Source organism: Bacillus sp. CCB-MMP212, assembly GCF_022748145.1.
Classification (GTDB): Bacteria; Bacillota; Bacilli; order Bacillales; family Bacillaceae_G; genus Bacillus_A; species Bacillus_A cereus.
In genome coordinates this window covers 460,524-474,514 of record NZ_JALDQE010000004.1, presented here as the reverse complement: position 1 = coordinate 474,514, position 13,991 = coordinate 460,524, and the positions used below count along the sequence as shown (strand labels likewise).

The window sequence follows — 13,991 nt, the reverse complement described above, 5'->3', positions numbered from 1 at the left end:
AAAAAAGTATTTTGCATATTTTCTCAAGAAAATAATAATTAAGAAACGTTGTATTCGCTTTCTTTAGTATATTCACACACATCAATGAATAGGCTTGATTTATTAGAAATTTATAAAATTTTTGCATTATAATAAAACTATTGCCAGTTTTTGAAAAAACCTTTATTCTCTTCTTGTAATCAAAAATGAATATGGAGATGAAACATACTATGGGTCAACTAGGAGACGCCGATTACGTTCCCGACACCGCCTTTTTATCCTTCCCAGCAGCTAAAACATTTCACTTAGAATTTATGATACAGTTGGTTGTTATTTTTATAGCTTCTATTTTGTATGCAATTTCTATGAATATGTTTTTTATCCCGCATAACATGATTAGCGGTGGATTCGCTGGTGTAGGGATGATTATCGGTTATTTAATGCACTACAATATCGGTGCACTTATCTTTTTACTAAACATTCCTCTTCTTATTTTAAGTCACTTTTACTTAGGCAAGAAGACAACCTTTTTAACAGCTTACTTTGTAGCTGTATCATCGTTAGCGATGAACATTATCCCTGTACACCAGGTTTCAGACGATATTTTACTATCTTCTGTATTCGGTGGTGTAATCTGCGGAGCAGCTTCCGGAATCATATTCCGATTTGCTTCTTCAACAGGTGGCTTTGATGTTGTTGGATTGATTGTAGCGAAACATCGAGATATTTCAATTGGAGCAATCATCTTTGTATTCAACTTAGTCTTACTTGTTGCAGCAGGTTTTATTTTCGGATGGGATATTACACTTTATACGTTAATTAGCCGGTTTGTAGTCAGCAAAGTTATCGATGCTGTGCATACGAAACATATTAAATTAACGATAATGACAGTTACAGAAAAAGGTGAGGAAATAAAAAGCGCACTACTACATCACGGCATACGCGGGGTGACAATGGTAGACGCTGTCGGCGGCTATACAAACCATAAGAAAAAAATGATTTACACTGTCGTGACTCGCTATGAGTTAGGCGAAATGAAACGTATTATCCGTCAAGTGGATAACAAAGCATTTATGAACATTACTGAAACAGTTGAAATTGTCGGCCGTTTCAAACGCATATAAAAAAGGTTAATAAATTAAAGGGCATAACATATTAGTCATATATAATATGTTATGCCCTTTGTTATTCAACTCACGTACCTTTTAGCATAATAAAATCACTAAGTTTATTACTACAAATCGGAGGATAGCATCCCATATACAATACTATCTGTCCATTCATCTTTATTCCAAAAATCTTGTATGAAATGGGCTTCCTTTCTCATGCCTATTCGTTCACACAATTTTTGTGAAGCTGTATTACGTGCATCAAGATTAGCCTGTATACGATGTACATTAAATTCATTAAATAATTTCAATACCAAACTACTTACTGCTTCTGTCGCCAAACCTCTCCCAGCTACTTCATTTGAAAAACTATAACCAATCTCAACAGTGTCTTTCATATTTGTGTACCATACGGATAAATCACCAACTACTTTAGTTTTGTATATAACTGCCAAACTTAATATTGATTCTTTAGTAAGTACATTATTTGCTAACTTCTTATTAAATCTTTTCTGCATGTCTTCATGAGTCCACTTATTATGTAATAGGAACTTACATGTATCATCACTATTATAAATAACAAATACATCCTGTAAATCAGTACTCTTAAAAGGTCTAATTATTAATCTTTCTGTTGTGAACTCCAAGTTAGCTCTCCTCCCTTACATTCATACTATAAAACATTTTTTATAGTATTTAAGCCTCCTTCTTAGATCTCACCTTGATTACATATTTCATCATAATAAATTAAAATCCTTCTTCCACTAAACTGCACCGTTAATGGTATTTCCTTGCGCTTTTTATTTTTTACACTTATTACAAAATCAGATAATTCTATTATTATGTCTCTAAATGTGTTATAATGAAAGCAGACTCACAAAAAAAGAGTATATAGACTTGGAAGTTTCTCTTATTTTACAAGCAAAAAGAAACGAGCAGTCGGGTATATTTCAGACACCATACACGTAACGGTTTAAACAACCGATCATCTTAGTTACTCTTCAATGATCTTTTTATAAAAAGATACGTACAATTAAAACTCACTTCAATATACTATACCTACCTTTTTGACTTCCAAATCATCTTATTACATAAGGAGATGAACATATGAATCAATATATACGATATACAATAGCTGTCCTGTTTGCTATTATCGGCGGAACAATCTGCTTCTGGACAAACACACAGCTTGGAGAGAATATCATTTTTAATGGAATCGAAACACTTGTAAGCGCTTCAATTTTAGGCGGATACATTTACTTCCTCTTCAATCCAGAAGAAAATGCTCAAAAAACAATGTTATTAACAATGATCGGAATCGTTGGTGGATGTATTTCCTACTCAATGACAAACTATACATTACCACTTCAATTAAGCTCAGCTTTCTTCCACGGTCTATGGACTTGGTTCATTGCATTCTGCTTAGCAGACGTATTCAACCTATTACAAGACAATGAAGAAGATAGCGGTCGCCAAATCGAAAGTAACTCTTAAGCTGGAAGATACTCTTCCAGCTTTTTTATGTTGGTTTGCATATCCCCGCATCACGATAAAAAGAAGTTACCCTCACGGCAACTTCTTTTCCATATACCCCACTTCGTATTCACTAAAATATATCAACGATTTTTCAAATATATCGATCGTTTCTCCACTTATATCAACGATTTTTTCATTATATCGACGCTTCGACACAAGATATCGATTTACCGACAACCTTCGACACTCAAAACGCACAACATACCCTATCCCCCAAGCAACTTACTGCCGAACTCTACGATTAAAAAGATAATTAATAGGATCGCGAGTATCTTTAATGCTACATATGCTACTTTAAAAACAACATAAATGAGCAAGACTATTAAAATAATTGATAAAATTTCCATATTTACTTCCTCCAAGCTTTGCTCTTCTTATCTCATTTTACTCGCCCTAGGCTGTTTATGGAACGGCATAAGATGACATATAAAAAAGAGGATACCTCACCCATCGTAAGATACCCTCTCTTTCAGCTGCTTAAACCATTCTCTTTCTAATTGTAAATATCCCATTTCACTCTTCTCGGCGCTCTTTAATTCTTGATCAGCTTTCTTCATATAAGTACGGGACGCTTCCATATTGCCCTCTACATATTTAATAATTCCTTGTGTACGGTAATATCCACTTAGGTCCATTTTTGTAATAGCCTTTGCATGTTCCTTTGCTTCTTGCAACGAAAGACTATCCATCTGATAAAGAGCTTTATATAAAAGGTACCAACTATGAAAACTACTAACGAAAAACTTATTTTCTTTCGTTACAGGTAGTTGAACAATTCGTTCTATATACGGTATCGCTCTTTCCATTCCCTCTTGATCTGCACGAGCAAAAAAGACGAGCATAAGTCTACTCATTATCTCTCTTATCCCTTTATTCTCTTTTATTTTCTCCTCACTCAATTCTACTAATCTTTCATCCCAATCTTTCGGTCTTTTATAACTAAATAACTCACTCGATATTTGAATCTCATATAAGTGATTTCTAGCTCTTTCATCATCTTTAATTAAAATAAGAAATTGCATCCCATCACTCATAAGCATTCCTTTTATCGGCACAATTGTAACCACAAAGATTGCAAAATGGAAAAAGGAAAAATATAAAAGATATTGATAATAACTCACCATGTATATGTAACCGGAAGTAATACCAAATAGTAAACTCGTAATCGGTCCACCTAAAGTGAGCCACGCCCATTTTTCCGAAAGATTCGGTGTCTCTATAGAAGGTGGTACTAGTGTTGCAACGCCTCCAAAGTACGCCCATAATTTATTTTCTCGAATGCGTAATTTTCCCTTTTCTTTTTGAATAGTAATGGGTCCTACTGTCATAAATTTAAATGTTAAACCACCTATTACACCAAATACTACATGTCCTAGCTCATGAATGGCTAACACTAACAATGAAATTCCAACTATTGCCCATAGGTTCAAAATTACTTCTAATTTCCCAGTTCGGATTACTCCGTATAAAATGGACAGAATTAGCGCCACTGTCATTGAGCCAGCTGGCCTTCTTAAAATATCCACCTTTTTCTCCCCTTAATAAATCATTTTTCTCTGCATTTCGTACATGAACTTCCCGAGATGCAATATCCAAATAAATGAGATTAAGCCAATTAATACAAAATCGATATCACTAGCAGCTGTATATATAACGGCAGCCCACCATACATATGTCAATATTGTATTCGTAAATTCATACGCTTTATATCCAGCCTCATGCACAATGTGCTTTAATCCTTCATCTGCATTTTTCGTCCACATTTTCATAGATTCCATATACGTTACACCTTGTTCAGGATATAGCTTGTTATAACGATTTTTTGTTATGAGTCCGATAATTACTACAGTAGTTAAACAAAGAATAGAAACTACTAAATTCCACACCGCAAATGAAACATTTGTATCCTGCAACAATGCACGTCTACATGTAATAACTGCATATACAAACCATGCCTGCGTAACTATATCACCTACACGTAAATATATACTTATAATGCCTAATTTCCTACCTTGTACGCTCTCTTCTTCATCGCGTGCCTCTGCTAACATACGCGTATTCTTCCAAGTATAGTACATCATTAAGATTCCAAAAACAGCACATATACCTATAAATGTATTAGATGATAATTTTCTCGGTTCATCCGAGAGTAAATTTAAAGCTATATAAGACGTTAAAAAGCCACCCATCATACTTACTGCTATTTTCCCCACAGAATCAAATTGTTTTTTTCGCTTACTCTTCATCGTCCTCTTTCCCCTCTACTAACGTAAATATTTCCTCCACTGGTACATTGAAAATTTGTGCGATTTTTAACGACAATACGATAGATGGTGCATAATCCCCGCGCTCAATTAAACTAATCGTTTGCCGTGATGATCCAATCGCTTTCCCTAAATCCCCTTGTGATAAACGATGCTTTGCTCGCAATTCCCTCACTCGATTTTGAAGCTTCATGTCTTCCCTCTTTTTCATTTATTTAATTAAAATTGTAAATAATATCCTTATCTTTGTCAATTATAATTGTCATTTTGACGTTAATAATTGACAAAAATAAAGATGTATTATGTTGGAAATAACCTATATAATGAATGTGAAATATTAAACAAAGGAAGTGACATATGAATAAAATATCTACTTTTTCCTATATTCTTACTAAGCTTACAGCGACTTTCTTGTTATTATTACTCATTAGCACGCTTCTCTTAACAACTAATCAGCAAACATTATATAGTTTCTTAGCTGGATTACGAGAACTACTATATGTTCCCTTCGTTCCTATTCTTGCGGCATATGCAATTTTTTGTTCTATTTGCATCGATAAATTGAAATTAAAAACACATACAAGACTGAAGACATTATGCCTTTATATTTTTTGCGGCTATTTATTTTCTCTTCCATTCCTAATATTTAAAGAAGCTAGTCTAATACAGTTCTTGTTTCTCGGATCAATTGGAGCAGTGTGTTCTCTTTTTTTCTACCTATGTACAGTTATAGCAACAAAATTTAAGTGGATACAATATGTCGTGCCAGGCATTATGCTTATTATATTTATCACAATCAACTTTATCGATTTAGAAAAGGTTGGAACATCAAAAGAACAATGGGTCGAAACAAAAACAGAAAACTCTTTCGAAGCATCTTTTCAACATTTTAGCGGTGAACATAAAGTCCCAATTGAGCTAAGACGAGGTGACATATTAGAATTCAGCATTGAATCACGAGCTGAAAATCCGGATGGCTACATGGGAGACGTAAAAATGGCTAGTGAGTTTCAAGAGAAAGAAAATTATTTAGCCCCAGCTGGCCCTAATACATATCATTTCGCGGCAATTAAGACAGGAACTTATTACATTATAGTTAGCGGAAATCAGCTAAAAGGAAAATTTAAAATAGATTGGAACATAAAATGAAACTTTAATCAGCCCTCACCAATCGGGCTTTTACCGGCAGCAGGGCCCCACCTAACTTCTTTTCTTCCGCTGAATTTTGAGGTGGGGTCTTACTGCCCGGCATATAGCGGGATAAAATAAAGAAGGCAGTGCTTTTGCACTGCCTTCCTAAATTCTGACATAGAATGGATTTCATATTAGCTTGCGTTTTGTAGTAATACTCGTTTTAACTGCTTACGGAAACGAATACCTAACGTAACCGCTACAATCACAATAACTCCAAAAATGATTTTACCGATATGACCTTCTAGCACTCCAAAGATATCATGTAAGTTTCCACCTAACCAGTAACCACCGATTAAGAAGAATGATACCCAAAATAGAGCGCCTGAATAAATTGTAATGGCAAAACGACGGAATGGTAAATTAATAATTCCTGCAAAGTATCCTGTGAAATGACGTACACCAGGAATAAAGAAACCAATAAAAATCAGGAAGTACCCATACTTATCAAACCACATTCTCGTTAAGTCAATTTTTCTTTGTGTTAAAAATACGTATTTCCCATACTTTTGAATGAAAGGCATACCTAATTTATTTCCTAAAAAGTATTGAATCGTCATTCCTACACTTGTCCCAATAAAGGATAGAATAATTAAAATCGGTAAACTTAAATCACCCTTATGTGCTAAAAATCCCGCATATGCTAACGTTGGCTCTCCCGGAAACGGAAGTGCAATATATTCTAACAGCAAACCTACAAGTACAACATAGTACCCGTATTGCTGAAATAATTCATGAATCCATTCCATGTCATCTCTCCTTTCAATCACGTACAACTTCTTACTATTATTGTATAAAAAAATTGTCGAAATAACTATCACAATAGCTTACATTTTTATTACATTTTTGTAAGGGTCACACTAATGATTTCCGTTCTTTATTAAGTAGCTAAAAGCATTTTTTAAGTCGAAATAACAAAAAGACGCATTAATAATATGCAAATTTTATCCATTTTTTAACACTGGAAAACCTTTCTTATTTTGTTCTCAATAAAAAACCACCACAAACTCATGCTAACTTCATATTAGCTTCATATACGTATTGTAAGATTATATCGGAATTTGTTGAAAAATTTAACTAATATATGACTAAGCATTAATTTGAATAAATATAAGTCGTTTTTCGAAATTGAAAAAAGGGTGAATACGAAATGGAAGCATATAAAATGCACGATTTTATTAATACAAATGTTGAATCTCATCAAAATGAAACCGTTTTTAATTTACACATATGTGAAACAAGTGAATTTGACGTAAGTTTAACAAAATCTACAACACTATCTTTTATCGTTTCAAAAAAGAATATTAAAATTGTCACGAAAAAATGGACTAACTCAAACCAAGAAAGCATGATTGGCAAAAGCTACATCATTCCAACGAAAGCTTTTCACTATTTCTTACCAATTATTTCTGAAAATGAAGATGAGCTAAATATTCAAGTTCAAAGTTTTGGACTACGTGGTGAGCTTTTATTAAACGAAAGATTACTTATTGATAAAAACAACAAACACAACAGCAAAATCACTACATTCTTTGAAACATTAGATGAAAATGTAAATAAAGCATTACGAGGATTACAACTTCATTGTATGTAAGACTATTACGATAGTAAAAGGAGAATAACAATGAAAAAATTATTATTAAGCGCACTATTATCATTAGGATTTTTAACTCTTCCATTCGCTAGCGCAGAGGCCGCTACAACGAAAGATCAATTAATTGTAGACACTCAGTTAAATAAAATGGATTATTATCAGGATGGAAAATTTATAAAAAGTTTTACTGTCGCTACTGGAAAAGCTGCAACGCCTACACCTAAAGGCACTTTTCAAATCGTAAATAAAATTAAAAACCGCCCTTATTATACAGGCAAAATTAAAGGCGGGGATCCACGTAATCCACTTGGTGACCGTTGGCTTGGATTAAATATGGCAGGAACTTACGGAACAACTTATGCGATTCACGGAACTAACAATAATCAAGCAATCGGCAAATGGACAACACTTGGTTGTATTCGTATGTATAATAATGATATACACTGGTTATTTGAGCGCGTTCAGCAGCAAGCTACTGTCACTGTCAAATAGCCTAAAAACAAGATTTATGTGTAGCCAAGAATTTTATGTCTTGGCTTATTTTATTTATTCATTTACAGTAGCAAAACAACTGTATTTACATATATAATAGGAATAGATTTGATTAGCTAATATCTAAACATTGATAAACGTAGATATTAAAATTATACAGTTATAATGTTTTATAAATTTTATAATACATACTATAATAGAACTACTGTAATTCTGAACTATTCAGTAACACTAAACTATTCCCCTTGCTACCTTCATGATTATTTTATAGCGGGGGCTTATTATATGTATAAACAATCTGAGTCACTCGAAAAATGATGAATTCGAATATTGCAGTAAAAAGCGTTATTTAGGAGGTGTTACTATGACGCATATACTGGTGATTGAAGACAACCCAGATATACAAGAACTTATTCGTGAATTTCTAATGGCACAAAACTTTACCGTTGATGTAGTTGGTGCTGGAACAGAAGGTATTCTTCTTTTCCAAAAAAATTCATATGATCTTGTCCTCCTCGATGTAATGTTACCAGATATAGATGGCTATAGTATTTGTAAAATTATGCGAGGACAATCTGATGTACCAATCATTATGTTAACAGGCTTACATAATGAAGAAAGTGAAATTAAAGGATTTGAATTAGGTATTGATGACTATATTACGAAACCGTTCCATTACACTGTATTTATTAAGCGTGTAGAGGCTGTATTAAGAAGGGCAGCAACGAAGGAAGCAGAAGCTGCTACTATACTACAATTCCATGAATTGATGTTAAACTCTACAGCATATGCAGCTTATGTTCATGGTAATCAAATTGAATTGACAACAAAAGAATTTGAAATTATTTATACTTTACTGCAAAATCGAGGAAAAGTATTATCAAGAAGTGATTTGTTGAATAAGGTATGGGGCTATGAACATTATGGTGATGTAAGAGTTATAGATACACATATTAAAAACTTAAGAAAAAAATTAGGAATTACTTATATTAAAACGGTGAAAGGTATTGGCTACAAAATCGAATCGTAGTAAAGACAACATCACCAAAAATATTTTCATCAAAACCTTATTATTTTGTATTCTTTTATCACTTTGTCTTTATCAAATTATTTACTTTCTAGCTTCAAACTACGATAAAGAACGTTTTGCGAAAGAAAATGGAACGCCGACTACAGAACAGGCGGATTCAGATAAGCAAAACGATCAAAGTAAAACGAATCAAAATAAAGCTGTGTCAGAAGGGAACATTTCTAATTTCCAATCTTCTATTGTAGATTATAAATCTCTTTCTGCAGCTATCAATCACCTTTTGCAGCCTAGCCAAACTGCAAAAGCAAAAGAACATACACAAAACCTTTCGGGGAAAAATAGCACTTCTAATCAGCTTACAGAAGCAGAAAAGAAAGCCGCTAATAATGATGCCTTACATACACAAAATGCAGCAAGTAAAACAAATGATACAAATGATAATCCAAAGTTAGCAGATGCGTTGCAGCAGTTAGCTCCACAGGTTGGCGCGACAATGCTTGCATTATCTCTACTCGGATCTTTAATGTACGCAAAACTAATTGCTAAACCTTTTCAATATATGAGCGATGCTTTAAAAGATATTATGAATCTTGATTTCTCAGATAAAAAGCTACTTAGCAAAAATACAGATCAAACAGATTTTAATTTGTCAGTAGCCGCTTCACAAGTACCAAATATTGTGAAGAATTTACATGAAAGCAATCAAGATTTAAGAAATGAGCTCAAGAAGGAACAACAATTAGAACAATCTCGTAAAGAATTTATGTCTATGGTATCCCATGAATTAAAAACACCCATCGCAGCCGTTATGGGACAACTAGATGGCATGATTCACGGAATTGGAGCTTATAAAGATAGAGATAAGTATTTGAAACGTTCCTACGAGATGATGCAAGACATTAACATATTAACGGAAAAAATGTCGGAATTATCCAAAATACAAAACCCTCAATTTAAACCGAATTTAGAAGTCATTTCTTTATCTAATATTATTGAGGATGTTATAAAGAAAGTAGATTACTTTGTATCTGTAAAACAATTAAATGTACAATCTAATATTAAACACGACGTACAAATTTTAGCTGATCCTAAATTTATTCAAACTGCTATTTTTAACATTATTTCAAATGCAATTCATTATACAATTGACCATCAGCACGTATATATAAAGCTTTATGAAAAACCAAACGGTTACGCATTAGAAGTATTGAATACAGGTTCACAAATTGATGAAGATAAACTTGCTCATTTATTTGAGCCTTTCTATCGCGCAAACCCTGATAAACACGGTTTAGTACAAGGTAGTGGTCTTGGATTATATATCGTGAAACAAATATTAGATAAACATCAGTTTCCTTACGGGATACAAAACACAGCTCAAGGTGTAAAATGCTCCATTGTATTCCCAAAAGCAATGTAACATTCACTATAATTACATACCCCAAACTCATACTTCATGTGTGAGTGGCGGAATTTTGTAGAGTGTCTTACTCTGTTTCGTTCGCCCGTTATCCTTATTTGGATAGCGGGCGTTTTTTATTACTTAAAAGGAGGATTTTTCATGGATAAGTTTAAATATTCATTGCTCGTTTTATTCGGTGCTTGCAGCTACGGCATACTTTCAACTATTTTCAAACTCGGATTCATAAATGGATTTTCAGCACATCAACTATTAGGGGGACAATATGTCTTCGGATGGATTGGACTATTTCTACTCGTTCTTTTCTTTTCACGTCATAAAGTAACAAAAAAACAATTCTTTTCATTACTAACCGTCGGAACAACAATGAGTATGACTGGAATTTTCTACGCTATTTCTGTAGAAGAACTACCCGCATCTATCGCTGTCGTCCTACTCTTTCAGTTCACTTGGATTGGTGTCATTATCGAAGCAATTGCAAATCGAACATTTCCAAGCCGCGATAAGATCATATCTATCCTTATTTTATTTGCTGGTACATTGTTTGCAGGTGGTGTATTTGAAGGCCTCGGACAAAGTTTTTCTACGAAAGGGATTATCTTTGGACTATTAGCTGCAGTCTCTTTTTCATTCTATGTTTTTGCAAGCGGACGCGTTGCTACCGATGTTCCGCCTTATACGAAAAGCTTTCTTATGACAACAAGTGCTACTCTTATCGTATGCCTATTCTTTCCGCCAACCTTTTTAACAGATGGTGCTTTGCAAGCTGGCCTATGGAAATATGCTTTCTTCCTCGGCTTGTTCGGTGTTGTCGTACCTGTCATTTGTTTTTCAATCGGTGTACCAAAGGTTGGAACAGGACTCGGTACAATATTAGGTGCAGCTGAATTACCAACTGCTATTATCGCTTCTATTACACTTGTACATGAAGTCGTAACATTCATGCAGTGGATTGGTATTATTTTTATATTGGTTGGGATTTTCACTCCTCAGCTGCTTACGGCTAGGAAAGAAAGGAAACACAATCGCGTGCATAGCGCTTGAAAAAATACAGAATTTATATAAAAGATATAACTGCAATTAAAATAAGTAAATTTATCTGGAGGTATAAATGACTATTTTAAGTATCATATTTTTTGCTATTATGTGTATCTTCTTCCTAATAAGATATATGAAAGAAAAGAAATTTTACGATTTACTTCTCATTCCCGGTTGTATATATGCAGGAGCAGTGAAAACTCCTTTCGTAGAGTACTTAAACTTTAATACTACATTTAAAATAACGTATGATATTGCAGCTATTATTCTTGTAATCCTTGCCGTACTTTTCTTTTTGAAAGATAAGAAAGAGAATCATACTGCATAACAAAAGACCTTTCATTTACTTGAAAGGTCTTTTTCTATATTTCACTTTACCGCTCCATATAGCTTCCCTACCTCATGCTCAATTTGTTTTACATCGATTCGCTCAAATAGTGGCTGCACGCTATCAATTCTACTTGGCAACGTATTTTGCGGTTCCCAATTTCGTTTAATAATCGACAATGTGCTTCTAACTCTTTCACTTGAAAATGGTAAAAACGGTTCAAGGAGATTTGCAAAATTAGCGATAAGATACACACAGTTATAAATCGTTTCTTCACACGAAACTGGATCATCTTCTCTTTGTTTCCAAGGCTGCTTTTCATCAAAATATTTATTTGCAAAACGTATTGCATCAAATATTGTCTCTAACGCCACCTTAAATTTAGTTTGCTCAATCGCCTCTCCTACATTTTTATATAATCCTTCTACTTTATCTTTCAGCTCTATATCAATAGTCCCCTTTGGTACAGTGCCATCATAATATTTTTCAATAAACTTTAATGTGCGGTTCACGAAGTTTCCATATGCTCCTAACAATTCACTATTATGACTGTAAATAAATTCACGCCATGAAAAATCAGTGTCACGATTTTCTGGTGCATTTACTGTTAAGAAGTAACGGATAGAATCTGGATCATAGCGTTCTAATATGTCAGGCACCCATACTGCCCAGTTTTTACTTGTAGATAATTTTCTTTTTTCAACTGTTAAATATTCATTCGAAACGATATGACGTGGGATTGCTTCTTCCCCTATTCCAAGTAATACCGCTGGCCAAATGACGGAGTGAAATGGAATATTATCCTTGCCGTGTACATAATATGTTTGCGCATCGCTATTCCAAAACTCTTGATCATCTTTTCCTGTTTCTTCAGCCCAATGTTTACTCGCTGAATAATATCCTGCCACTGCTTCAATCCATACGTAAATTTTTTTATCTTCATACCCTTTCACTGGAATTGATACCCCGATTGGTAAATCTCTTGATACAGCCCTATCTTGTAACCCTTCCTTTACATATCTTTCCGTTAATTGAATTGCATTATCACGCCATGTTCCTTTTTCTTTTGCGATTTCTACAACTTTTTTAATTTGCTCCTGAAATGTATGCAATGCAAAATAGAAATGCTCTGTTTCCTCTACAGATGGCGTACTACCACATAACTTACATTTCTTTTCTAACAAATCAAGAGGATCTAAAATAGCAGAACAAGCATCGCATTGATCTCCTCTTGCTGCTTCATGGCAATATGGACATATTCCTTCTACATAACGATCCGGTAAAAACTGCGTACACGTTTCACAATACGCTTGTTCCACTGTTTTTTTATAAATATAGCCTTCTTCTAATAAACGTAAAAAAACTTTTTGAACAGTTTCATGATGATGCTCGCTATCGGTACGTGTATAGCAATCATACGTAAAACCGAGATCACGAAAACATCGCTGAAATTCTTCATGATACTTATTAGCAATTTCTTTTGCTGTCACACCTTCTTGTTTTGCTCTAATTGCAATCGGTGTTCCATTGCAGTCACTCCCTGAAACATACAGCACATTCTCACCTTTTGCCCTGTAATAACGCGCTAAAATGTCTCCAGGTAATAAACTCGCAATATGTCCAAGATGTAATGAGCCATTCGCATATGGCCAAGCGCCCCCAATAAAAATACTCATCTTACATTCCTCCTTTAAAATATAAAAAGCCCCGCCCCTATCTTAAAAAAGATAAGGGCGGGGCTGTATAAACAGTCGCGGTACCACCTTATTTCGCCAATCACTCACATAATTAGCCTTAACAAGTACGGAGCTCTATGCTCTTATACTGTGGTTTTGATAACGAGTACCAACTCTCGTCGCCGCCTACTATTATCATTTGATAAGTTCAGGACGAAGCTCAAAGGCCATTGTTCAAATGAATATTCTTGCTTCTTCTCAGCTACCGAAGCTCTCTGGAAAGAATGTGTTCATCCTACTTTTCCTTTTCAACGCTTTTACGTATAACAAGTAT

16 protein-coding genes and 1 other annotated feature are annotated in these 13,991 nt (G+C 34.1%); of the genes, 9 read left to right on the top strand and 7 right to left on the bottom strand.

Annotation, left to right across the window (positions count from 1 at the left end; all coding sequences use genetic code 11):
- Positions 1-209 precede the first annotated feature (209 nt).
- Positions 210-1,103 (top strand): YitT family protein, encoded by an 894-nt coding sequence (locus MRP26_RS14145; protein ID WP_000530043.1) that lies wholly within the window; start codon positions 210-212, stop codon positions 1,101-1,103.
- Positions 1,104-1,213: 110 nt separating this feature from the next.
- On the opposite strand, the gene MRP26_RS14140 is transcribed toward MRP26_RS14145, so the two are convergent.
- On the bottom strand, positions 1,214-1,735 hold the full coding sequence (locus MRP26_RS14140) for a GNAT family N-acetyltransferase (protein WP_000397315.1): 522 nt from the start codon (positions 1,733-1,735) through the stop codon (positions 1,214-1,216).
- A gap of 460 nt (positions 1,736-2,195) precedes the next feature.
- On the opposite strand from MRP26_RS14140, the gene MRP26_RS14135 reads away from it, so the two are divergent.
- Positions 2,196-2,582, top strand: coding sequence for a DUF3938 domain-containing protein (locus tag MRP26_RS14135; protein WP_001077773.1), 387 nt, complete (start codon positions 2,196-2,198; stop codon positions 2,580-2,582).
- Between the two features lie 248 nt (positions 2,583-2,830).
- Here the strand turns inward: MRP26_RS14135 and MRP26_RS14130 are convergent, their stop codons facing one another.
- From MRP26_RS14130 to MRP26_RS14115, 4 genes are all read right to left on the bottom strand, one after another.
- On the bottom strand, positions 2,831-2,971 hold the full coding sequence (locus MRP26_RS14130; RefSeq protein ID WP_000404758.1) for a DUF3985 family protein: 141 nt from the start codon (positions 2,969-2,971) through the stop codon (positions 2,831-2,833).
- 96 nt (positions 2,972-3,067) lie between these two features.
- The gene (locus tag MRP26_RS14125; protein ID WP_197242349.1) at positions 3,068-4,120 is read right to left on the bottom strand and encodes a zinc metalloprotease; all 1,053 of its coding nucleotides are present in this window, start codon (positions 4,118-4,120) and stop codon (positions 3,068-3,070) included.
- A gap of 42 nt (positions 4,121-4,162) precedes the next feature.
- Positions 4,163-4,870 (bottom strand): DUF3169 family protein, encoded by a 708-nt coding sequence (locus MRP26_RS14120; RefSeq protein ID WP_197242273.1) that lies wholly within the window; start codon positions 4,868-4,870, stop codon positions 4,163-4,165.
- Complete coding sequence (locus tag MRP26_RS14115; protein WP_242806214.1) at positions 4,860-5,081, bottom strand: helix-turn-helix transcriptional regulator; 222 nt, start codon at positions 5,079-5,081, stop codon at positions 4,860-4,862. The genes MRP26_RS14120 and MRP26_RS14115 overlap by 11 nt, the downstream gene beginning before the upstream one ends.
- 164 nt (positions 5,082-5,245) lie before the next feature.
- Here MRP26_RS14115 and MRP26_RS14110 point away from each other — a divergent pair, with 164 nt between their 5' ends.
- Positions 5,246-6,037 carry a hypothetical protein gene (locus MRP26_RS14110; protein ID WP_060634752.1) on the top strand — a complete coding sequence of 264 codons (792 nt, stop codon included), beginning with the start codon at positions 5,246-5,248 and terminating at the stop codon, positions 6,035-6,037.
- 176 nt (positions 6,038-6,213) lie between these two features.
- Here MRP26_RS14110 and MRP26_RS14105 read toward each other — a convergent pair whose 3' ends face one another.
- Entirely contained in the window at positions 6,214-6,828 is a 615-nt protein-coding gene (locus tag MRP26_RS14105) for a DedA family protein (RefSeq protein ID WP_000454754.1), read from the bottom strand.
- 401 nt (positions 6,829-7,229) lie between these two features.
- Here MRP26_RS14105 and MRP26_RS14100 point away from each other — a divergent pair, with 401 nt between their 5' ends.
- The 6 genes from MRP26_RS14100 (at position 7,230) to MRP26_RS14075 (ending at position 11,981) form a co-directional block, all read left to right on the top strand.
- Positions 7,230-7,673, top strand: a complete 444-nt coding sequence (locus MRP26_RS14100) for a DUF3978 family protein (protein ID WP_000388762.1) — start codon at positions 7,230-7,232, stop codon at positions 7,671-7,673.
- A gap of 30 nt (positions 7,674-7,703) precedes the next feature.
- Positions 7,704-8,165, top strand: coding sequence for a L,D-transpeptidase (locus MRP26_RS14095; RefSeq protein WP_000735058.1), 462 nt, complete (start codon positions 7,704-7,706; stop codon positions 8,163-8,165).
- A 364-nt stretch (positions 8,166-8,529) separates the two neighbouring features.
- Positions 8,530-9,195 carry a response regulator transcription factor gene (locus MRP26_RS14090; protein ID WP_000148834.1) on the top strand — a complete coding sequence of 222 codons (666 nt, stop codon included), beginning with the start codon at positions 8,530-8,532 and terminating at the stop codon, positions 9,193-9,195.
- Positions 9,173-10,615 carry a sensor histidine kinase gene (locus MRP26_RS14085; RefSeq protein WP_088023116.1) on the top strand — a complete coding sequence of 481 codons (1,443 nt, stop codon included), beginning with the start codon at positions 9,173-9,175 and terminating at the stop codon, positions 10,613-10,615. The genes MRP26_RS14090 and MRP26_RS14085 overlap by 23 nt, the downstream gene beginning before the upstream one ends.
- A gap of 141 nt (positions 10,616-10,756) precedes the next feature.
- Positions 10,757-11,659: an EamA family transporter gene (locus MRP26_RS14080; RefSeq protein ID WP_000357148.1), complete on the top strand. Its 903-nt coding sequence runs from the start codon at positions 10,757-10,759 to the stop codon at positions 11,657-11,659.
- A 67-nt stretch (positions 11,660-11,726) separates the two neighbouring features.
- The gene (locus MRP26_RS14075) at positions 11,727-11,981 is read left to right on the top strand and encodes a hypothetical protein (protein WP_242806213.1); all 255 of its coding nucleotides are present in this window, start codon (positions 11,727-11,729) and stop codon (positions 11,979-11,981) included.
- Positions 11,982-12,022: 41 nt separating this feature from the next.
- Here MRP26_RS14075 and metG read toward each other — a convergent pair whose 3' ends face one another.
- Positions 12,023-13,657, bottom strand: coding sequence for a methionine--tRNA ligase (gene metG, locus MRP26_RS14070; protein WP_168410389.1), 1,635 nt, complete (start codon positions 13,655-13,657; stop codon positions 12,023-12,025).
- Between the two features lie 50 nt (positions 13,658-13,707).
- Positions 13,708-13,978 (bottom strand) — a binding site (T-box leader).
- Positions 13,979-13,991 lie beyond the last annotated feature (13 nt).